Source organism: Micromonospora sp. NBC_00330 (assembly GCF_036136635.1).
Taxonomy (GTDB): domain Bacteria; phylum Actinomycetota; class Actinomycetes; order Mycobacteriales; family Micromonosporaceae; genus Micromonospora; species Micromonospora salmantinae.
The window spans coordinates 1,399,283-1,421,100 of the sequence record NZ_CP108012.1; the positions used below are offsets into that span (position 1 = coordinate 1,399,283).

Here is a 21,818-nt window from a genome sequence, read left to right on the forward strand (position 1 = left end):
GTCGCAACTGTTAACGCTAACAGAATTGTTACGCCTCCGACATCGACTGGGCTGGATCACTGCTACCGGCGTAGCTCGCGCAACACGCCGTGCCGGCGCACCGCCCACGCGAGGCGTCGAACGCGCGGGTGCCACACGAACAGCACCACCGCCCGGCGGATCAGGCCGAACCGGTTGTCGCTCATCTGGTTCTCGATCGCCTGCCAGATCAGCTCGCGCACCTTGGCGCTGGCCAGCACAGCCCGCACCTCACGCCGCACCACAGGGTCCTCGGCCGCCGACGTGATGGCGGCAGCCTGACCCGGCCGGTCCGCGAGCGGCTCCACCGCCGCCGCGACCAGCGGTCTGCGTACCTCGTCCTGCTCCAGCAGCAGCAACACCGCTTCCCGAATCTCGACAGTGTCCAGGGCGGACCGCAGCAGGCTCAGTAGGCTGCGCTCCACCTCGTGGTCATGGTCCGGGACGGACAGCGTCGCCAGCAGCCCCGCGATCTCCTCGAGATCGACGACGTGTCGCACCCCGGTGCGGAACTCCGGCAGCTCCCACGCGACCTGCAGGGCCTTGACGAGATTGCGGTTCATGGGCCATCGCTACCCGGAAGCGCCAGCCGGTGAAACCCCGCGACCGGTCCGGGCGACGTACCAGCGCCGCGATCCGGCGGAGAGCGGCCGCCCGAACCCGGGCGGCCGCTCCTCACCGGGTCAGCACCACGTCAGCGTCGAATTGATCCGCGTGACGTTGCTGATCGTGTTGTTCGCCCCACCGCAGGGGCTCTGGGTGATGTTGGTGCCGCTGACTGTCAGGTTCTGGAAACGGATGCCAGAGGAGATCGGGAACTCGCTCCGGGCCGCGATCCGTACCTCACCACCGCCCGTCACCGTCCCGGACACCCCGGCGATCACGACGTTGTAGCAGTTCTCCACCAGGATCGCGTTGTTCCCCGTGTTCGAGATCGTCACCCGGTCGATGACCGCGCCGCCGGACTCGGACACGCAGAAGATCCCCCGACCACCGCCGGACGCGAGCACGGTGCCGACCCGGATGTTCGTCGGGTACGAGTTGCCCACCCGGCCGTTGCGGTTGGCCATCCGGAACGCCGCGTACCCGGTTCCGGCCCCGGCGCCCTGCGCGTCGACAGTGCCCACCGTGGCGTTGATCGTGTCGTTGAGCAGCAGCCCGGAGTCCCGGGTGTTCCGGGCCGTGACAGTGCCGATCGTCAGACCGTCCACGCCGTACGTCTCCACCCCGTGGGTACCGGTTCCCGACACGTACACGTTGTCGATGCGGACGTTGCGCACCTTGACCGCTCGATCTCCGCCGTGGTTGTCGATGCGGACGCCCAGACCGGCGGAGAGCCGCATGTCGATCTGCCCGAGAGTCAGGTTGTTCACGTTGCGCATGAAGATCCCGTACAACGGCGAACCGGTCAGCGTGAGGTTCTGCACCTCGACGTCAGTGGTTCCCCGCGAGTACACCGGCGCCTGGTCGCCCGAGCCCGACCCGGTCGCGTTGATCGTGCCGCACACGGCCAGGGTCGTGTACGACGGCAGCGACAACCGCGAGCCCGCGCTCATCGAGCCGGAGCCGCGCACCACCACCCGCTGCTTCGACGTACGGCCCGCCGAGAGCGAGTTGACCGCCGCCTGCATCGCCGACAGCATGTCCGAACCCGAGTAGACAGTCGACGAGCCGTTACGGGCCGTCCAGGTGCTCCCGCTCAGCACGGCCTCGGCGTTGGTCGACCCGCTGCCACAGCCGGTGCCTCCGCCGCCTACCGCGACCAACTGCCACTGCTGGTTCGGGCCGTTGAGGTCGGCGTACTGACTAATCCGGCCGCCGTCGGCGGTGGACCGCTCCCAGACCTCAAGTGCCTTGGCCGAGTGGCGGTTGATCAGCCGGACGTAACCGCTGTCGGAGTCGAGGACCTGGAACTGCTGGTTGGCGCCGTTGGCATCGGACCACTGGCGGTACTCGGCGCCGTCGGCGGTGTTCCACTCCCAGAGGTCGACGACCTTGCCGCTGTGCCGGGCTTTGAGGCGGTAGTAGCCGCTGCCGGAGGAGACGAACTGGAACTGTTGCCACGCGCCGTCGTTACGGGACCACTGCTGGATCACCGCGCCGTCCGCCGTCGAGGTGTCCCGGACGTCGAGGACCTTGCCGCTGTACCGGTTGACCAGGACGTAGTAGGCGTTGGTGTCGATGCTCGCCGCCGCTGCCGGCGGTGCGCCGACCAGAGCGGCACCGGCCGCGCCGACCAGCGTGATGATCATGGCGAGCACCAGGCCCGTCCGCCGGCCGCGACGGATCGACAGACCGCCGGACGGTCTTCTCGTGCTGGTGAAGGGCATCGCTCCTCCTGGCTGCAATGGGCTCCGGGCGTACCGGGACGGGTGTCGACGACCGCTGGCACCTACTCCAGGTGGAAGGTGGCCGAGGCGCGTTCGGCGCTCGAACCGACCGCCTCGATGTAGAGCAGACCGTCGCGGTGGCGCACGTGGCGGCCCGGGAAGTTCTGCGACTCCAGGGAGATCCCGGCGCTGTCGGCGAGGCCGGCCTGACGACGGAAGCTCGCGTCGCCGCCGAACAGCGCCGAGCCGTCGTTCTTCTCCACGTACAGGGCGTAGCCCCGGTGGCGTAGGTAGTAACCGGGGAAGTTCGTCGACTCCAGCGACACCGAACCGCCGCCGGCGAGGCCGGTGACGATGCGGAACTGGGAGTCGGCAAGGTTGGTCACGTTCGGCTCGATGCGGGCCCGGTAGTCGTAGTGCCGGATGTAGCTGCTGGCCTGGTCATGGGATCGCAGCCGCACCGGTGTGGCCCCGTCGGGCACCGGGATGCCGAAGTTCGGGGTCCCGTCGGCGTTCCAGTACACCTTCTGCAGCCGGGTGCGTCGGTTCGGGTCGTTGAGCGGATCACCGGTGATGTCGCGGTAGTTCCGGTCGTGGTAGACGAGGATGTCGCTCTGCCCGTCCTCGGAGACGGTGAACGAGTTGTGGCCGGGGCCGTACTGACTGGTGGCCGCGTTGCTGGCGAACACCGGGCTGGGGCTCTTGCTCCAGGAGCCAGCGTCGAGCAGGTTCGCGCCGGCGGAGGCGCTCAGCATCCCGAGGCAGTAGTTGGCGTCCGTGGCGCTGGCCGAGTAGGTCAGGAAGATCCGGCCGTTTCGTTGGATCACCGCCGGTCCCTCGGCAACCCGGTAGCCGCGGGTCTCCCAGTCGTACGTCGGCACGACGAGTCGAGTCACGGTGCCGGTGATCTGCCACGGGTTGGCGCCCATCCGGGCGAGATAGACGTTGGAGTTGTTTCCGATCGCCGGTTCCTGCTGGGCCCAGGTCAGATAGCGCACCCCGTTGGCGACGAAGGTCGAGGCGTCCAGGCTGAAGGTGTCCCAGGGTGTCGTGATTCGGCCGCGTTCCGTCCACGAACCGGTCAGCGGATTCGCGTTGGCGTTCTCCAGCACGTACATCCGGATGCGCCACACGTCGTCGGTGCGGCCCGCGGCGAAGTAGACGTACCACCGGTTGTTTATGAAGTGGATCTCCGGGGCCCAGATGTGGGCGCCCATCTCTCCACTGGTGTGGCGGCTCCAGATCGTCGTCTCCGCCGCCGTCGCCAACCCTTGCAGGGTGGTCGCGCGGCGCAGCACGATCCGGTCGTACTGCGGCACCGTCGCGGTCAGGTAGTAGTAGCCGTCGGTGTGCCGGAAGATGTGCGGGTCGGCCCGCTGGTTCACCAACGGGTTGGTGTAGCTGACGGCCGGTGCGGCCTGCGCCGCCACGGGCAGGCCGGCCGAAACGGCCAGCACCACCAACACCGCGGCCAGCGTCGACCGCAGACGCCTAGGGACACCGTGGCCGGCAGGCCCCCGGCGGACGGCCCGACGAATGGTCGGGTCGGTTCGAGGGGATGGCAGCGGCATCTGTCCTCCGCGAGCTTGGGAACGGCCATTGACCAGCACCGGTAGAACCGCGGCGATCCCGTAGCCGATCCGGTCGACGCCACGCGGCGACGTCGGGCAGGACCGGGGGAGAGGCGCGAAGGGCTGGGAATGTGACGGTGGCGTTGCAATCAGGTGGCGGAGTTCATGTTGGCGTTAACATCGATGCCTGTCAAGGTGTTGTGGTCGCCCACCTGGCCGGAACAGCGGCCATCGCGTACCTGGAGGTAGGGTCCTCGGCGTGCTGCGACGGTGGGCTCTGGCGATCCTGATGGCGGCGTTCGGCGTGCTGGTGGCGGTGACGCAACTGGCCGACGGTCTGCCCGTCGTCGGCGGCGTCGAGTTGCTGGTCTTCCTGGCGTTGGCGCTGCTGCTGTCGCCGTGGGCCTTCCCCCGCTCGACGGGCGCCGCCGAGGCGCAAGGGGCCAGTGCGGTGGACGGCCGGCCGATCGTGTACTGGCGTCCCGGCTGTCACTACTGCCTACGGCTCCGGTTCTCCCTCGGCCGGCTCGCCCGGCGGGCGCACTGGGTGGACATCTGGCGCGACCCGGCCGCTGCCGCCGCCGTCCGGGCGGTAGCCGGCGGCAACGAGACAGTGCCCACCGTCGTGCTCGGCGATCAGGCTGTCGTGAACCCCGACCGGGCCTGGGTCCGCGAGCAGCTCCGCTCGTCCTGACCCGGCGACACCCTCATCTCACGAGGTCACCGGCGAGGTACACACCGAGCGGGCGGCGCAGCACAGTGATGACGCTCGTCGGGTCGCCGTCCACGATCAGCAGGTCGGCGTCGAACCCGGGGCGGACCCGACCCTTGCGTCGCCCCAGGCCACACACCTCGGCCCCGACCGAGGTCGCAGCGGCGAGGGCGTCGGTGGCGGACATACCGCAGGCCACGTACTCGACGAGCGTCTCGGGCAGGATCCCGTGCGGCTTCGCGGGGCCGAGGCCCGCGTCCGAACCGGCCACCAGGCGGACCCCGGCCCGGTGCAGTGTGGCAACCCCGTCGCGCAGCGCGGCCTCGCTGAGCCCGGCCCGCGCCGCCATCTCCACCACCTCCGGTGGCGTGACCACTGCTGGGTCGGTGCCGAGCGTGGCGCAGACCGCCACCCCGGAGGCGGCCAGTCGGTCCGCGAGCTCAGCGGCGACACGGGCGCCGGCCGCGGTGACGCAGGTGCAGTGCTCGATGCCGTCCACACCGACGCGCAGCGCCTGCTCGACCGCGCTGAGCGCGTGCGCGTGCGCGGTCACCGGCAGGCCGAGATCATGGGCCTGCGTCAGCGCGGCGGTCAGCTCCTCGTCGGTGAACTGTGGCCTCGTGGTGTCGGTGCCCGGGGTGAACACCCCGCCGCTGGCCATGACCTTCACCAGATCGGCACCGGCCGCCGCCCGCAGACGTACGGCCTCGCGAACCCCGTCGACACCGCTCGCCTCACCGCCCAACGACCAGCAGTGCCCGCCGACGCTGGTGAGCGGTGCGCCCGACCCCACCACCGTCGGAAGGTCGTCCCGCACCCGCCGATCCCGCCACCGCAGCACCGCGTCACGTCGGTCGCCCAGGTCCCGGACCGTCGTGACGCCGGCCGCCAGGTGCGTACGTAGCGACGCCTCGACGACCGCGTCGAGGTCCGACTCGGGACGATCGGTGAGCCGGCCGAGCGCGTCGGGCCCGGCGTCGGCGCACAGGTGCACGTGCGCGTCGACCAGACCGGGCAGCAGCGTGCCGTTCGGCTCGTCGCGCACCGGCCAGCCTTCCGGCGTCTCGGCGCCACCCCGGCGCACGTCAACGATGCGCCCCTCGTCGAGCAGGACCAGCACCCCACCGTCCACGAGCCGTTCGCCGTCGAACATCCGGGCCACCCGGACAGCGTGCTGCGTCATCGTCATCCCCCCGCTCGGCCACAACTGCCACCGGTCCTGGGCTGACCATCGCATCGCCACGGGCAACCGGCCTCCCTCGCCCGAGCGATATGCCATCCCCCGGCCGGGTCGGCACCTGTCGGGTCGGTCGGGACATCACCCGCCGCAGTGGCGTTTTCACCACCATCTGTGGGGGATACGACGCCGCCCGACTTCTCGCGTTGAACGGGCAACGACAGGAGGACGGTCATGGCATTGGCCAACCCGGCACCCGACTACTTCGAGCCCGAGGACGGAATGTTCCTCGCGACATTGCTGATCGTTCGCGATCTGGCGCGGTCCCGGGAGTACTACGAGCGGGTGTTCGGGGCGACCTGCGTCCACGAGAGCAGCCCGCTGATCATGCAGTTCTTCAACAGTTACATCATCATCAACGTCGAGGGCGGTCCGACGGACGACAAGCCGACGGTGCAGGCCAAGGCGCCGGCCGACTCCAACACCCTGAGCTGCGCGATGAACGTCCGGGTCCGGGACATTCGGAAGCTCTACGAGGAGTGGAAGTCCCGGGGGGCGGACTTCATCACCGAGCCGAAGGACCACGGAACGGAGATCCGCTGCTACCTGCGTGACCCGGACGGCTACCTGGTCGAGGTGGGGCAGGGCCTCTGACCGTCGGGCACCAGCGATGGTGCCGACAGGGCGAGCCATCCGGCCGCGCGGCGTCCTCTCGTCGTACCTCGATGGCATCATGCTGGGCCATGGATCATCAAGGCCAGCTCCGTCGTGCCGCGCTCGAGGCGGGCATTCCGGACGGCGAGATCGGCAGGTTCGCTGCCTGCGAACGTCCGTCGATCAAGCGGCGGGCTACCCTGGCCTGCGGTGCCTCGAAACCGCGTGACCAGAGGAGTCGATGCTGACATGACGGCAGGACGACCGATGCCGACCCAGGACGAGGTGCTCGGGTACTTCGACACGCTGTCCAACTGGGGGCGGTGGGGCGACGACGACGAACTCGGCACGTTGAACCACATCACCGACGACGTCCGGTTGGCGGCGGCGCGGGCCGTGCGGCACGGCAGGAGCGTGTCCTGCGCCTGGGAGGTTGTCGCACCGGGAGACATGGAGCGGTCGACGACGACGTGCCCGTGCACCGCCGACATGCCGGGTGCGGAGAACATGCCGGCCGCCTTCCACGCCGACCGGCGCTGGGGCTTCTCGTCCGAGCGGCTCGGCATCTCGTTCCACGGCAACACCCTCACCCACCTCGACTCGCCGTGCCACATCTACTGGGACGGCACCATGTACAACGGGCGGTCGCACTCGTTGGTCGACGCCGCGACGGGCTCGGCGTGGGCGGCCGTCACGGCGGCCGCGAACGGGATCGTGACGCGTGGTGTTCTGCTCGACGTCGCGGCGGCCCGCGGTGTGCCGTGGCTGGCGCCGGGGGAGGGCGTGTCTCCCGACGATCTCGAGGAGGCCGAGCGTCGCCAGGGTGTGCGGGTGCGACCCGGCGATGCGGTACTCCTGCGGACCGGCTATGGGCGCTTCCGGCACGAGAACGGTGCGGCCAGCGGTTTCACGCAGGCCGGCTGGCACGCGTCCTGCCTGCCGTGGCTGCACGAACGGGGGGTCGCGCTGATCGGGGCCGATACACCACAGGACGTTCAGCCGTCGGGGTACGACGACGTGTTGATGCCGGTCCACGCCGTGAGCCTCGTCGCGATGGGTCTGTGGATGCTCGACAACTGCGACCTGGAGGCGTGCGCGGCGACGGCTGCCGAGCTTGGCCAGTGGGACTTCCACCTGGCAGTCGCACCGGTTCGCTTCGCCGGCACGTCCGGCAGCCCGGTCAACCCGATCGCCACGTTCTGAACTCGGGTGCTGCGCCTGTCGGCACATCGACGTTGTCGGACCATCGTGTGAAGATCGAAGCGGTGATGTAGTAGCCGCCTTGGCTGTTCCTGGTCGCCACGTGCAGATCTACCGAGGTCGGCGTGACCTCCAGCAGGTGGGCCTCCCAGTCCTGGTAGCGAAGGTCCCGCAGCCACGCGTTCTCGATCTCCGCTGCGACCTGCTGTGGCGTTGCGGCTTGTGTGGCGAGGCAGTGGGCGGTCAGTTGACGCGCAGGGTCCGCGCTGCTGGACACTGTCACCTCGCGGATCGATCGGCAGCGCCAGAGGTAGTGGTCGAAGTCGATCTCCATGCCGGAGAGGTTGTCAGGATCGGCAGGGGGCGTCGCGTCGGCGACAGCATGCACGGCAGCGGTGAACTCGGTGGCCCGACTGTCGGCGTCGTCGCCGTAGGTGAGGGCACTGGGTGCGACGTCCTCCCACCAGGCTCTCGAGGTGCGGCGCCGCCACCAGTACAGGATCGTCCGATCGTCGGGCCAGGGGGCGAGGCTCCCGCCGCGTGGCTCGAACCGGTCGCGGCGATCATCGATGCGCCGCCAGAGGGGATCCCGCTCGACATCGGCTACGTCGGCGCGGGTCTGCCTACGGCTGGAACCAGGGCTGGACGCGGGCGGAATGAAGCTCCGCTGGGCATCGAACAACGAGCGATCGTTCGCGCCGACCGCCTGATACGGCCAGCGGAGTTGGTAGACGTCGTCCTCCCATCCGCACACGGGACAGATCTCATGAGATCCCGGTGGGTCCAAGAGGGTGCGATATCCGCAGCACACACAGGGGTAGGCGGGCTCCATGTGTGGGCTCAGCTCAGTTCCAGGACGGGCCGGGTCAGGATCTCTTCGGCGTACCCGTCGTCAGAGGCGAGCCACTGGCCGAAATCCTGGTCCCGGTAGGCGGTCGCGAGGGTGAGCCACCCCAGGAAGAAACCGCTGCCTCCGCAGGTGGTGCCGCCGCCGTCGCCGCCGCACACGATGGTGCGCTCGGTGGTCGCCTCGTGCTTGTACGGATCTTGCCCGATCGCCAACCCCCACAGGTTGGTCTCGCGGTGCACCCCGGTCTTGTGGTCGTACGGGTAACCGTCGTTGGGGCAGTCATCACCCCAGCGGAACAGGGTCGTCGCCCCCGCGCCACATGCCCACTCCCACTCGTCCGCGGTCGTCGTCCGCAGGCCGGCGCTCGCGAGCTGGGCCATCGCCTCGTCGTAGGAGACGTCCGTGATCGCTCGGGCCCTCGTCACCTGCCCGGTCCGGTCGAACTCGACGGTCAGCCCACCGGCAGACCGGAACTGGCTCACCCCGTCGAGCTGAGCTCCCTCCGACGCGATGAGGTTGAGCACCCGGGGGTCGTCCGGCGCCAGTGAAACCTCGCACGGGTCGAACGCGTCGACAGCGACCAGTGTCGCTGGCAACTCCACGGTGCGCACCGGCGAGGTCATCGCGTCGACGTACTCGGCCAACTGTGGAAGGCCGTACTCGTCGGCACTGTCGGCGTAGCTGGCCAGCTGGTCCGACGTGGGCTGGAAACGGGCCGCGTCGTGACCGAGCGTCGGTCGGCCGCCGGGTACCAGCGCGAAGCGCATCTCGTCCCGCTCGAACAGCGCCACCCGGTGCGGCCGCCCCGCGTACACAGTGTCCTGAAGGCCGACCGGCACGGTCAGACCGTGCCGGTCGGCGATCTCCTCGGCGAGCCGGCGGGCAGCACCATCGGAGAGGTCGTTCCACTGCGCATGAGTGAGATCGGCGTACGACATTGCGCAAGGATAGGACCGGGCGTTCTGCTCCCGCAGGCGGGAAAACGTCACGACCCAAGTGGCCCCCACACACGAACTCTCACCGGTGCTGATCCAGTCTTCGAACCCTGGCTGCGCGCCGGCCGTAGTCGGCGGCCACGGCAATGACGAGCGGTCCCCAGGCGAGCATTGGGGCGTAGTAACGGAACACCTCCCAGCCGGGAGTCGGGTGCACCGGTTCGTCGCCGCCGATCCCTACCCAGCCGCTCTGCACGAGATGGAACCTGTGGTTGAGGAGGAAGTACACGCAGATGGCGACGAGCAGCCAGCCGCCGGTCAGCGCGACGCGCGCGACTGGACGCGCCGGGATGCGACGGCTTCCGACGCCGGGCACCCAGTGCGGAACTCGCTGTCCCCACCGGTGCACCAGCCCGAGTGTCAACAGGGCCAGTCCCATCGACAGCGCGGACAGGAAGACCATGTACCAGTGCGTGGTGCCATCGTCGGTGAACACCAACGACAGTCGCCAGGCCGCGGACGGTAGGACGCAGAGCGGTACGGCGTAGGCGGCCCAGATCGCCCAGGGCGGCGGGTCGGCGGTCGAGACGCGGGCAGAGTCAGCGTGGTTCATGGACGCTCCGATCCTGGGAGGCGGTAATGGCGGCGTCGGTCGAGGTGGCAAGGGCGTAGCCGATGGCGGTGACGGCCAACGACACTCCCCAGCCGAGGAAGACCAGCAGCGTGGCGGTGACTGCCCATCCGTCCCACACGTCGGACCAGCGCGTGTCACCTGTGAGCAGTCGGCCGACGAGCACCGCGATGCTCAGCACGCCGTAGGTGACCAGCGTGAGCGCCACCACGGCGGCTGGGATCACCGCCAGCCGCCGGGGGACCTGTCGACCGTGGAGACCCGGCACCCAGCGCGGAAACTGCTGCCCCCACCGCTGTACCAGCCCGAGAACGAGCAGGCCGGCGAGCGGCGGGACGAGCGTGATGGCCACGCCCGTCGCCGTGGAGAGGCTCCGTTCGATGTCGTTCAGTTCCTGCTCGGAGATGCCGACCGGAACGCCGAGCACCCACAGCGCGTGGGGCACTGCCCAGCCGACCACGGGCAGCGCGACGGCGACGTACGCCCAGCGGCGCGTCCACAGCGGCACCGGCCGGTAGCCGGCGGCGGTCGGTCCGCGCCGGGTCCCGGATGCGTTCGCGAGCCCGGCGAACAGGACGCCACCGGTCATCAGTACGAGCCGGGCTCCGAGGTCACGCCAGTCCGAGGGCCGCCCCGCCAGCGCCGCCGGGATCTCGAAGACCAGGTGCAGCGGGAACGCGACCACCAGCAGCAGCGCGGCCGCGGCCCAGCCACCGGCGGTCGCCCAGGTGCCGGGCATCCGGACCGTGTACGCGAGCAGCACCGCGAGGGCGACGCCGACCCCCACCGCTCCCCACCCCGACCAGAACGGCAACACCACGACCTGGTCCGCGCCGCACCCGCCCGTCGGATCGACCAGATCGGTGCGGTCGCAGGCGGTGTACCCCCACCGGCCACCCGCGATCCAGTACAGCCGCTGAGCCACCGCGGCGGCGACGAACACGGCACACGCCAGCGCCCACGCTCTGGTGCGGGTTGGTATCTCAACAACAGCCATGGACCTACGATCGCGGGCTGCGGCTCAGCTCTCCTCCCCGACAGAAGGGGAAGCGCTCCCTCCGCCGGGGGACAAGGTGCCCGGGTTACAAACGCGGCGGCGCGGGGCCGGCGACGGTCGCCTCAAGGAATGCTCAAATTCGATCGACGTGAACCACTGAAGCCGCGGACGCACATACGCTCACCGGACCGGTCCGCCGGCAATCACCCGTCGTAGGCAGAAGGAGGGGGAATGCGGCGATCACAACGGCGCATCGCGCTACTCGCGCTGACCACCCTGGTGGGCAGCATCCTCGTGACGACCGGCCCTGCGGGCGCCGATCCCACGGGGCCGTCAGCCGCCGCCAGCCGGTCCCAACCTCAGGGTCGTGAGTCGGTACGCCTCGTACACATCAGGCTGACCGGTGCCGACATGCTGGACACGGTGGCCGCCGCCGGCTTCGATCTCGAACACGGCCTCCGGCGCGTGCCGAACGGTATCGAGGGCGAAGCGGTGGTGACCGCCGAGCAGGTCACCGAACTCACGGCGATGGGCGTCGAGGTGCTTGGCGACGACGCGGGCTTCGCCTGGAGCGACGAGGCCGACGGCGGCCTCGGCATCGGCGCGGCCACCGCGCGGGCGGCCCAGCCGGCCAACCACGACGCGACGGTACGCGTCGTCCGCGCCGACTGGTTCACCACGAAGGGTCAGGGCTTCCTCTACGTCGAGGCGCGGACCACCGAGGGGCAGCAGGCGGACCCGATCGTCGGGATGCAGCTGGAGAACGACTCGGGAAAGGGCACGCCGTTCGGCTTCGCCCGGACGATGAGCCGGTTCGTCGACTCCGGGCAGTACATGTTCCACCGGAACCTCTTCAAGCTCGACGTACGCCCCAACAAGATCAAGCTGACGAGTTCCACCGGTGGCTTCGCGACCGGTGTCGTCTCCAACTGGCTCGAGGACGCCCCGCCGCCGCTGACGGCGAACCCGTCCTACAAGTCGGACTTCGTGGACGGCTACCGGCACCCGCAGCAGCTCTTCACCCGTGCCAAGGAGATCGCCCGTCAGTACCCGGACATCGCCGAGATCGTCTACCTGCCGAACCAGACGAACGGGTACCAACGCAAGGCGCAGGCCCAGATCGGTGGTACCGGGCAGGCGGCGGTCGTCGTCACCTCGGCAGCGTGGGGTCACCAGGGCGGCAACGACATCACTGTGGACTTCGTGGACCGGCCCGACCCGGATCTCCCGCTGGCGGTGGAGGTCACCGGCAAGGCGGTCCGTGTCCTGCTCGCCACTGACGCCTCGGGTGCGCCGACGAGCACGGCCGCCGAGGTGGCCGAGGCGCTGCGGACCCGCTCTGCGGGGCTCATCGACCGGGCGCACCCGTACCGCACCAACGAGGGCACCGGCATCGTCGCTGCGACGGCCGGCCCGGTCGCGCTGACCGACTTCCTCGACCAGAAGCGCGTCGGAGCACCGGAGGGCGAGGTGCCGCGAGGCCCCGCGACGATCCCGGTCCTGCGGATCGGCAAGCACCGTGACGGTAAGAAGCCTGGTGTCCTCATCCAGGCGCAGGACCACGCCCGCGAGTGGGTGCCGGCGACGACCAGCCTGGAGTCCGCCGAACGTCTGGTGCACAACTACCGGTCCGACCGGGAGACGAAGAAGATCGTCGAGAACACCGACGTCTTCTTCATCCTGTCCAACAACCCGGACGGGGCGAACTACAGCTTCTACAACTTCGCCTCGCAGCGTAAGAACATGACGAACCACTGCCCGGACGCGAGCGCCGATCCGGCGCAGCGGAACTCCTGGGGCGTCGACCTGAACCGGAACTACCGGGTCGGGTCGGGCCACGACGGCTACGCGGGAGGGTCGACCAACTGCGTCAGTGGCACCTACCAGGGGCCGGAGGAGCTGTCCGAGCCCGAGGCGAAGAACATCGTCTGGCTGGTCGAGAAGTACAAGAACATCAAGTTCATGATGTCGGTGCACTCCAACGGCGGTCAGCTCTTCTGGCAGCCCGGCGCCTACATTGCGGACGGCCGGATCACCACGCCGCGCCCGCCACTGGGCGACGAGGCGTTCTACTGGCAGTCCGCCGCCCGGATCCTGTCGCAGGTCAAGGCGCACCGGGAAACCGTCGTCACGCCGGAGAACGTCGGCGGCTCGTCCGACGTCCTCTACTCCTCGGCGGGCAACGTACGCGAGGACCTTTACCACACCTACGGGATCTACGCGTTCGGCTGGGAGGTCGGCGGCTCCGTCTACAACCCGACTACGGGTGACTGGCAGGGCGGGTCGTTCCAGCCGGAGTGGGACGGGAACCCCGAGCTTGTCAGTGGCCACGCCGAGACGATGGAGTACGCCAACGGGATCATGGAGATGTTCCGGGTCGCGGCGGACTGGGGCAGGGACAAGAAGGACCCGACGTCCCAGCTGGTCCCGGGCGCGGGGCGCTACTCCGGGCCTGTCGACGTGCACTTCGAGACCAGCGAGCCGGCCACCATCTACTACACGACCGACGGCAGCCGGCCCACGCTCGAGTCGCCCCGCTACGCGGCGACCGAGTTCCGTGAGCCGGGGCAGGTGTTCCACGTGACCGAGACGACGACGTTCAACTGGTTCTCGGTCGACAGCGCCGGCAACATCGAGAAGAACTACGACCCGACGAAGAACGACAAGCGCAACAACTACCGCACCGCGACGATCAGGATCGCCAAGAGGTAGCGCCAGTCCGACAGTCGTTGCCCCGTCGGTGCGGTCCATCCGCGCCGACGGGGCAACTTCCGAACGAACAGGTCGCGCCGGTCAGCCTCGTCGGCCCGCCCACAACGGGCTGTCCACGTAGTGGTTGTCGTAGCGGTCCTGGGTTTCGCCGACGTCCTGCCAGGTGGCTTCGCCCTGGTGCACCTTGTCGAGCAGTCGGTAGTAGTCGAACCGGGGCTTGCCGGGGGTGATCACGACGAGGAAGTCGGCGTCCTGGCCGTCGGCGGGCGCGAAGGCGTGCGGGGTGTTCGGCGGGACGAAGAGTGCGTCTCCCTTGTGCAGGGTGTGCACCTCGTCGTCGACGAGCATCTCAAGGGCGCCGTCGAGCATGAAGAACAGCTCACCGGAGTGGGTGTGCAGGTGTGGCGGCGCACCGTCGGTGCCGTGCTTGAGCACTGTGCGGTTGCTGGTCAGGGCGCCGCCGGTGTGCTCGGGGTCGAGCAGCAGCGTGATCACGCTGGTGGGGTCGCTGTCGAGAACCTCGGCCTGGGCCGCGCGTACCAAAGTCATTGTCGGCTCCTTCGTCGTTCAACGATTCCTAGACACTAGATGTCCAGAATCGGTCGGCGCCAGCGATCGTGACCGGCGTCCCAGATCCTGGACAGGTAGAGTCCAGGATCATGCGGATGAGTCAGGGCGTCGAATGGGCCCTCCACACATGCCTCAACCTGAGCTGGCTGGACGCCCCGGTGCCCACCAGCACCCTCGCCGCGTTCTACGAGCTGCCACCGGCGTACCTGAACAAGCAACTCCAGGCCCTGGTCCGAGCCGGGATCCTGACGTCGACCTCAGGGCCGCGCGGCGGTTTCCAGCTGGCCCGGACCCCGGTGGAGGTCTCCCTGCTGGACATCGTGGCCGCGATCGAGGGCCCGGAGGAGTTGTTCCAGTGCGACCAGATCCTCCGCAAGGGCCCGGGCGAGCACGCGGGCGTCGACTATCGACAGTCCTGCGCTTTCGCCCAGGCCATGCGGGGCGCCGACCTGGCCTGGCGGCGGGAGTTGGCCGGGAAGACCGTCGCTGACGTCCGGGCCGACGTCGAGCGCGGTCACCCCGAAGCGCCAGCCAACACCCGGGCCAGGATCGTGGAACTGCGCTAAGGGAGTGCTGGGGACAGGGGGGTGCGCGTCCGCGCGGGTGCTACCGCCGCTCGTCAGCGACGGCTGGTGCGGGTCTCGGGTGACGTGCCGCCGTAGGTGGACAGATCGACGCTGATCAGGGCTGGGTGGATGGGACTTCGCTGGCGGCGGGCTGACCGTGCGGGCCACCGTGGGCATGAGGGCTCGCTCGGCGGCCGCGTCCGGGGATTGGCCGGGACGGTGGTGGCGCCGTCGAGGCGCGGACGACGAGCTCGACCGGTTGGTCGGCCGCCGGTGGAAGCTCGACGTCCGGCTTCTCGATGACCTGTACCAGCAGCGCGAGGCCCTGCCGCGCGACCTCGTCGAACGGCTGCCGCACGCTGGTGAGCGGGGGAGTGACGTAGGCGGCGACCGGGATGTCGTCGAACCCGACGACGCTGATGTCCTCGGGCACGCGGCGCCCGGCCTCGAGCTGCGCGCGGATGAGACCGATCGCCATGTCGTCGTTCGCGGCGAACACAGCGGTCACGGTACCGTCGCCGGCCAGTTCCCGGCCCGCCGCGTAGCCGGACGCAGCCGACCAGTCGCCCTCGACGACCGGCGGCTCGTCCGCGCCGTGGGCTCGCAGCGCCTCGCGCCAGCCGGTGAGACGGTCCCGTGCCGAATACCACCGCTGCGGGCCAGCCAGGTGATGGACGGTTGCGTGCCCCAGCTCCAGCAGGTGCTCGGTCGCGGCCCGCGCGAGCCGGGCCGCGCCGACCCTGGCGGTCACCACCTGCGGCGCGGCAATGGTGGGTGGCGCGCCGAGGACCAGGACCGGCACGTCGACGCTGATGGGGCCGACACCCTCGTCGATCGGCTCGGAGATGACGACGCCGTCCACGCCCTGGTCCAGCATCGACGCCAGGGCGCTCGCGATGCCGCCCGGGTCGCCCTCGATCGTGGAGGCCACCCGCAGCGTGTAGCCCACCTCCCGGACCGCCCGCTCGATGCCCATGAGCCACGACGCCGGCCCGTACAAGGCGCTGCCGAGCGTCACCACGCCGATCGACCGGGTCCGCCCGGAGGCCAACGCCCGGGCCGCCTGGTTGCGCCGGTAGCCGAGCTCCTCGGCGGCGTCCAGGACCCGCCGGCGCACGTCGGCCGAGACATACGGCTCGTCGTTGAGGACCCTGGACACCGTCTTCTGGGAGACGCCGGCCAGCCGCGCGACGTCCACGCTGCGCGGCGTCGGAGGGCTTCCACCCGGCCTCGCCAGTCGCGTCACGGCACCTCCCATCGCCGGCCACAGTCCTGTATGGTTGCGCGGTATGTCTACGCAGTCAGACACTCACCGTTAAGAGCCCGTAACCCGCCCGTGACGCTGGCGAAGCACGTTCCGTGCCAACACCCTAACTTCAGTATCGAACCGAACAAGTCAGGCCGCGCCGCCCGCCGACTTCGCCGAGGACCACAGTGCGTCCACACCTTCAGCCGTGCCACGCGGCCGGGCGCTACAGAGTCGAATCGGTTCGCAATTCGATCGGCGCAGCGTCGGTGGGCCGGCGACACGGAATGCCTGAGCGCGATGCCCTGGCGCTCCGGATGGGTCGCATTTGACGGCGGCCACTCGAAGCTTGCGAGGCGTCAGGAGCAGGAAGTAACCGTCGCGAAACCTTGACTTCACGCTCGATATACCCATTAATACGTATCTATGCATTCGGGCCGCGGCCATCCTTTCCGGGTGGTCGGCCACGTCGGCTGATTTGTCGAATCGATTCGAGTATCGGCCTTGAGGCTGTGCCCTGAACCGGTGTTGCGGAGCTGGCGGACGAGTCACAGGAGGTAACCGTGCATCATACGAACGTCCACTGGGGTGGCCGCTTGTCGGCGTTGGCCAGGGTGCTGGCAGCGACCGTGGCGCTTGCCCTGCCCCTGACGCTGGGTGGCCTGACCCTGGCGCCCCCCGGGTCGGCCCTGGCCGAGCCGGTCGCGACGCAGAGTGTCGCGGCCGCCGGTGTTGACGGTGTGGCGGCCGGGAACGCCGCGGTCGCCTCGGTCGACCTGGCCGGGACGTGGACCTTCACGCCCGCGGGTCGGGCGGCGACCACGATCGCGGTACCCGGTGGCGGCTGGTACAAGCAGGGCTTCACCACCGTGAACGAGGCGGTGTACTCGCGCAGCATCACCGTGCCGGACTCGGGGCAGCCGCAGTCGACCTGGATCGAGTTCGGCGCCGTCAACCACCAGGCGACACTGTCGGTCGACGGCCGCGTGGTCGCCACCCAGACGACGGCGTTCACCCCGTCGAACTTCGACATCAGCGCGTACGCGGCGCCCGGCACCACCCACACGATCACGGTGAACGTGAAGGGCCGCGGCGCATTGAAGGCATCCAACGGCCGGTACCTGGTGCCCGACGCCGCCACGTGGTCCGAGGCGATCCCGCAGGGGATCTTCGGGTCCGCGTTCCTGCGGGTCTACCCGGCGGTGTACGTCAGCGACACATTCGTACGTACGTCGGTGGCGAACAAGACGTTGACCTACGACGTGTCGGTGCGGAACACGTCGGGCAGTTCCCGGTCGGTGACGTTGACCGGGTCGCTGTCGTCCAAGAACGGAACGGCTTTCAGCTACCCGGCGCTGCCCAGCCGTACGGTCACCGTGGCGGCCCGCTCGACCGTGACCGTGACCGTCGGGCCGGTCGCGTGGAACCTCGACAGCACCTCGTACTGGTGGCCCAACGTGCCGTACCGGTCGGGGTACCGGGCGCAACTGCACGGGCTGACGGTGCATGCCGTCACCGACGACGGCCGGACGAGCGACGCCGAGTACCGGTTCGGGTTCCGGGAGGCCACCCAGAACGGTGACTACTACTACCTCAACGGCGTGCGCGTGAACTTCCGCGGCGACAACCTCCAGGGTGCCGACTACGACCGGATCAACAACGGCGGCAAGGGCGACGCGTACCACACCCTGCCCGGCTTCCTGCCCCCGTCGTCCGGCAACGGCGGCTGGCCGCAGGCGGTGGACAACTACCAGCGGCTGAACTACAACGTGGTGCGCATCCACCAGGAGCCCGGGAGCCCGTACATGTTGGATGTCGCCGACGAGATGGGCCTGATGATCATCGACGAGGTCGCGATTCGCGGCTCCCAATCCTCGCAGGAGTGGCAGAACTCCGTCGGGCGCGACAACATGATCAACCACGCCCGTGCGCTGGTCCTGCGCGACCGCAACCACCCCGCGATCATCCGCTGGAGTCAGAACAACGAGCCGAACCAGAGCGGCCAGGATTCCGAACAGTTCGAGAAGGATCTGTACGCGGCGATGAACGGCGCCGACGGCACCCGGCCGATCATTGTCGAGGTGGGCGTCGGCAACAATGTCAGCCTGTATCCCGGGATGACGTACGCCAACTTCGCGGTGATCCCGCACTACGTCGACGGCTTCGGCAGGTACGGGGAGGGCCTGGTCACCGTGAACGGGCGGCCCGACGGCGAGGGCGAGTTCATCTGGCCGGCATGCAACAACAAGCAGGGCTTCGAGTGGTTCGCCACCGCGACCGCTGCCAAGCGTGGCAAGGGCGCCACCGACCTGCGTCCGTACACGCTGCTGTCCGCCTGGGCCAGCGTCGTGCCCGGCGTGCGGTCCACCGACTTCACCCCGGAGGAGGGCGGTCACCCGATCTACGGAGTGGACAACCTGCCCGATCCGTGGAGCAACCCGCAGATCCAGCGCGTGCAGGCGGCGTTCAACCCGGTGGCCGCGATCGACCTCCCGTACTGGTCCGCCTCCGGCAATTCGGACTCGAACGGCACCTTCCCGCTGCCGCAGGCGGTGCCCACCTACGCCCCCAACGCCACGGTGACCCGCAACATCACCGTGTTCAACGACGACCTCACCAACACCTCGGTGGGCTTCACCTGGACCGCCCGGCTCGACAGCCCGACCGGCGCGGTCGTCGCGTCCGGCAGCACGACCCTGACCGTCCCGCTCGGCTCGCGGGTCACCCAACCGGTGTCCTTCACCGCCCCCGCCACCGGCAGCCGCGTGTACCTGCAGCTGTCGACCGCCAAGTCCGGCAGCACCGTCTTCACCGACGCGGTCGAGTACTTCAACCTCAGTGGAGGCGGTGGAACCGGCCCGGCAGCAGGCACCTACCGCATCGTCAACCGCAACAGCGGTAAGCCCCTCGCCATCGCCGGTAACTCCACCGCCGACGGTGCCAAGGCGGTCCAGCAGAGCGGCTCCCCCACGTGGACGATCAGCACCACGCAGGACGCGTACACCCTGCGCTACACCGCCTCGGGAAAGATGCTCGACGTCAACGCCGGCAGCACCACGGCGGGCCTGCAACTGCAGCAGTGGTCAGCAAATGGCGGCGCCAACCAGTCGTGGTACCTGAGGCCCACCGGTAACGGCTACTACACCATCGTCAGCCGCAGCAGCGGATTGGCAGCTGACGTCTCCGCCGCCTCGACCAGCGACGGGGCGCAGGTCGTGCAGTGGACCGCCAACGGCGGGACCAACCAGCAGTGGCAGTTCGTACCCGCCTGACCAGTGGCAGAGATGAGCGTCAAGTTCGGCCGCCGGTAACGGGCTGCCGATTGTCGCGCCGACTCGGGGGCACGGTTTGTGCCCCCGAGTCGGCCGCCCATCCAATCACTGTGGAACACGAGCTACCGCTCCGGACAGATGCGGACCCGGTCCCCTCGCTACCCGACTTTTGAAACACGCCTCAGGGCTCGCGCTCAGCTGCCGTGCACCTCCAGCTCCCAGAGTGAGTAGCCGTACGCGGGCAGGGCCCGCTGGGTGCACTGGACACGCAGGTAGCGACCGGTGGCCGAGATGGCGATGTCGTCGACGCCGCCGTCTCCGGTGGTCGTGGTGTGCACCGGCGACCAGGTGACGTTGTCCGGGGACACCTGGACCTGGTACGCCCGCGCGTACGCCGCCTCCCAGGTCAGCCGGACCCGGTCGAGGGTGCGGGACGCGCCGAGATCCACCGAGATCCACTGCGGGTCGGCGTACGCGCTGCCCCAGCGGGTGGTCGTGTTGCCGTCCACGGCGTTGGCCGCGGCGTGCGCGCTGCCCGGCTCGACGCTGGACACGGTGACCGGCTTGCCCCGGGAGAGCACTGTGCCAGCGGCGGCGGTGCCGTAGACGTTGAGGTCCCACAGCGAGTAACCCCACTGGGTGGCGCGTTGGGTGCCGTACACCCGCAGGTAACGGCCGGTGCCGTTGACAGTGAGGTCGTCGACGCCGCCGTCTCCGGTGGTCGTGGTGTGCACCGGCGACCAGGTGACGTTGTCCGGCGACACCTGGACCTGGTACGCCCGCGCGTGGGCCGTCTCCCAGGCCAGCCGCACCCGGTTGATCGCGTACGAGGCCCCAAGGTCGACGGTGATCCACTGCGGGTCGGCGTACGCGCTGCCCCAGCGGGTCGTCGTGCTGCCGTCCACGGCGTTGGCCGCCGCGTGCGCGCTGCCCGGCTCCACGCTGGACGCCGTCACCGGCCGGCCCTGGGCCAGGTCGCTGACGGGCGGCTCACTCGGACCGTCGGTCTTGATCCGCACGTTGCGGTAGTTGATGTCCATTCCGGCGCCGTCGTTCTGCAACCCGATGTAGCCGTTGGCGATGGCCCGGCTGCTGACGTAATCGTTGATCTTGACGCCGTTGAGCCAGATCTCGACCCGCTGGCCGTGTACGCCGATCTCGTAGGTGTTCCAGGAGCCGGGTGGGTTGAGCGCCGCCGCGCGGGTGGCCTGGTTGGGTGCCTGGAAGCTGTAGACGCTGCCGGTGGTGCGCGTCGGGTCGCCGTCGGTGGCGTCGATCTGGATCTCGTGACCGGCGGCGACCGGGCCCCACGGGTCGCCCTGCGGGTCGGGGAACCCGATGAAGACCCCACCGTTGTCGTCGCCCGGCATCATCCAGTCGACCTTGAGCGAGTAGTTGGCGAAGGTGCGCACCGGGTACCAGAGCAACCCCATGCCACCGTTCGACGTGAGGGTGCCGTCGGCCAGAGTGAAGCCGCCCGGCCCCGCCTGCCGCCACTGCCCGAGGCTGGCCTGGGTGCCGTCGAACAGCGGGGTGTAGCCGGGCTCCGGACGGCAGTCGGCCGCCACCGCCCCGGCCGCCACCTGGATGCCGCCCAGCAGCATGCGTGTGAAGTTCGGGTCGGTGTAGCTCTGCTCGGTGTGGCCGAGGCCGGTGTACCAGGAGCGTCCGCCGCCATAGCTGTGGCACCAGGTGATCGGGTGGTCACCACCCATCGACCCGCCGGTGTACGACGACTCGTCGAGGTTGGCCAGCACCTTGACCGCCGATCGGGGGTTGGCCCGGTAGTTGTACCACTCGTCGGTGCGGGTCCAGGTCGACGGCAGGTGCGCGGTCGAAGCGTTGGCCCGGTCCTCGACCCGCACTGTCGCCTGCTGGGTGGCCGGGTGCGAGGCGAAGTACCCGCCGACCAGCCCGCCGTACCACTGCCAGTCGTATTCGGTGTCGGCGGCGGCGTGCACTCCGACGAAACCGCCGCCGGCGGCCAGGTACGCCTCGAAGGCTCCCTGCTGGCCGGCGTTGAGCACGTCGCCGGTGGTGCTGAGGAAGACGACCGCCTGGTACTGGGCGAGGTTGGCGGTGGTGAAGGTCGCCGCGTCCTCGGTGGCGGTGACGGTAAAGCCGTTCGCCGTGCCGAGCTGCTGGATGGCGGCGATGCCGTTGGGGATGGAGGAGTGCCGGAAGCCGGCGGTCTTGGAGAAGACCAGGACCTTGCTCAACGGTGCGGCCTCGGCCGGGGTCGAGGTCACCGTCGCCGCACCGGCGGCGAGGGTGAGTCCGGTGACGACGGCGGCGGCGAGCGTGCTGATGGCGCGTCTACGCATGCGGGGCTCCTTGTGGGAGGGGTGGACGGGCGGGCGCGGCAGGTTCGGAGCCG

17 protein-coding genes are annotated in these 21,818 nt (G+C 69.5%); 6 read left to right on the forward strand and 11 right to left on the reverse strand.

The window, feature by feature from the left end; translation table 11 throughout:
* Positions 1 to 62: 62 nt before the first annotated feature.
* From OG598_RS06205 to OG598_RS06215, 3 genes are all read right to left on the reverse strand, one after another.
* A complete protein-coding gene (locus OG598_RS06205) occupies positions 63 to 581 on the reverse strand; it encodes a hypothetical protein (protein ID WP_328653460.1) in 519 nt (172 codons plus the stop codon).
* 120 nt (positions 582 to 701) lie between these two features.
* Positions 702 to 2,348 carry an RICIN domain-containing protein gene (locus OG598_RS06210; protein ID WP_442931460.1) on the reverse strand — a complete coding sequence of 549 codons (1,647 nt, stop codon included), beginning with the start codon at positions 2,346 to 2,348 and terminating at the stop codon, positions 702 to 704.
* Between the two features lie 62 nt (positions 2,349 to 2,410).
* Positions 2,411 to 3,814, reverse strand: a complete 1,404-nt coding sequence (locus tag OG598_RS06215; RefSeq protein ID WP_328653461.1) for a family 43 glycosylhydrolase — start codon at positions 3,812 to 3,814, stop codon at positions 2,411 to 2,413.
* A gap of 364 nt (positions 3,815 to 4,178) precedes the next feature.
* On the opposite strand from OG598_RS06215, the gene OG598_RS06220 reads away from it, so the two are divergent.
* The gene (locus OG598_RS06220) at positions 4,179 to 4,613 is read left to right on the forward strand and encodes a glutaredoxin domain-containing protein (protein ID WP_328653462.1); all 435 of its coding nucleotides are present in this window, start codon (positions 4,179 to 4,181) and stop codon (positions 4,611 to 4,613) included.
* Positions 4,614 to 4,626: 13 nt separating this feature from the next.
* On the opposite strand, the gene OG598_RS06225 is transcribed toward OG598_RS06220, so the two are convergent.
* Positions 4,627 to 5,814, reverse strand: coding sequence for an amidohydrolase family protein (locus OG598_RS06225; protein WP_328653463.1), 1,188 nt, complete (start codon positions 5,812 to 5,814; stop codon positions 4,627 to 4,629).
* 228 nt (positions 5,815 to 6,042) lie between these two features.
* Here OG598_RS06225 and OG598_RS06230 point away from each other — a divergent pair, with 228 nt between their 5' ends.
* Positions 6,043 to 6,462 (forward strand): VOC family protein, encoded by a 420-nt coding sequence (locus OG598_RS06230; RefSeq protein ID WP_328653464.1) that lies wholly within the window; start codon positions 6,043 to 6,045, stop codon positions 6,460 to 6,462.
* A 249-nt stretch (positions 6,463 to 6,711) separates the two neighbouring features.
* The gene (locus OG598_RS06235) at positions 6,712 to 7,665 is read left to right on the forward strand and encodes a cyclase family protein (protein ID WP_328653465.1); all 954 of its coding nucleotides are present in this window, start codon (positions 6,712 to 6,714) and stop codon (positions 7,663 to 7,665) included.
* Here the strand turns inward: OG598_RS06235 and OG598_RS06240 are convergent.
* From OG598_RS06240 to OG598_RS06255, 4 genes are all read right to left on the reverse strand, one after another.
* A complete protein-coding gene (locus OG598_RS06240; protein WP_328653466.1) occupies positions 7,643 to 8,494 on the reverse strand; it encodes a CPCC family cysteine-rich protein in 852 nt (283 codons plus the stop codon). The genes OG598_RS06235 and OG598_RS06240 overlap by 23 nt on opposite strands.
* A gap of 8 nt (positions 8,495 to 8,502) precedes the next feature.
* The gene (locus OG598_RS06245; protein WP_328653467.1) at positions 8,503 to 9,450 is read right to left on the reverse strand and encodes a hypothetical protein; all 948 of its coding nucleotides are present in this window, start codon (positions 9,448 to 9,450) and stop codon (positions 8,503 to 8,505) included.
* 79 nt (positions 9,451 to 9,529) lie between these two features.
* On the reverse strand, positions 9,530 to 10,060 hold the full coding sequence (locus tag OG598_RS06250; protein WP_328653468.1) for a hypothetical protein: 531 nt from the start codon (positions 10,058 to 10,060) through the stop codon (positions 9,530 to 9,532).
* Positions 10,047 to 11,075, reverse strand: a complete 1,029-nt coding sequence (locus OG598_RS06255; protein ID WP_328653469.1) for a hypothetical protein — start codon at positions 11,073 to 11,075, stop codon at positions 10,047 to 10,049. The genes OG598_RS06250 and OG598_RS06255 overlap by 14 nt, the downstream gene beginning before the upstream one ends.
* 231 nt (positions 11,076 to 11,306) lie before the next feature.
* Between OG598_RS06255 and OG598_RS06260 the strand changes: the two genes are divergently transcribed.
* Positions 11,307 to 13,787 (forward strand): M14 family metallopeptidase, encoded by a 2,481-nt coding sequence (locus tag OG598_RS06260; RefSeq protein WP_328653470.1) that lies wholly within the window; start codon positions 11,307 to 11,309, stop codon positions 13,785 to 13,787.
* 81 nt (positions 13,788 to 13,868) lie between these two features.
* On the opposite strand, the gene OG598_RS06265 is transcribed toward OG598_RS06260, so the two are convergent.
* A complete protein-coding gene (locus OG598_RS06265) occupies positions 13,869 to 14,336 on the reverse strand; it encodes a cupin domain-containing protein (protein ID WP_328653471.1) in 468 nt (155 codons plus the stop codon).
* A gap of 110 nt (positions 14,337 to 14,446) precedes the next feature.
* On the opposite strand from OG598_RS06265, the gene OG598_RS06270 reads away from it, so the two are divergent.
* The gene (locus tag OG598_RS06270) at positions 14,447 to 14,923 is read left to right on the forward strand and encodes an RrF2 family transcriptional regulator (RefSeq protein ID WP_328653472.1); all 477 of its coding nucleotides are present in this window, start codon (positions 14,447 to 14,449) and stop codon (positions 14,921 to 14,923) included.
* Positions 14,924 to 15,038: 115 nt separating this feature from the next.
* Here OG598_RS06270 and OG598_RS06275 read toward each other — a convergent pair whose 3' ends face one another.
* Entirely contained in the window at positions 15,039 to 16,169 is a 1,131-nt protein-coding gene (locus tag OG598_RS06275) for a LacI family DNA-binding transcriptional regulator (protein WP_328653473.1), read from the reverse strand.
* Positions 16,170 to 16,732: 563 nt separating this feature from the next.
* On the opposite strand from OG598_RS06275, the gene OG598_RS06280 reads away from it, so the two are divergent.
* Complete coding sequence (locus OG598_RS06280; protein ID WP_328653474.1) at positions 16,733 to 19,441, forward strand: RICIN domain-containing protein; 2,709 nt, start codon at positions 16,733 to 16,735, stop codon at positions 19,439 to 19,441.
* A gap of 194 nt (positions 19,442 to 19,635) precedes the next feature.
* Here the strand turns inward: OG598_RS06280 and OG598_RS06285 are convergent, their stop codons facing one another.
* On the reverse strand, positions 19,636 to 21,765 hold the full coding sequence (locus OG598_RS06285; RefSeq protein ID WP_328653475.1) for a ThuA domain-containing protein: 2,130 nt from the start codon (positions 21,763 to 21,765) through the stop codon (positions 19,636 to 19,638).
* Positions 21,766 to 21,818 lie beyond the last annotated feature (53 nt).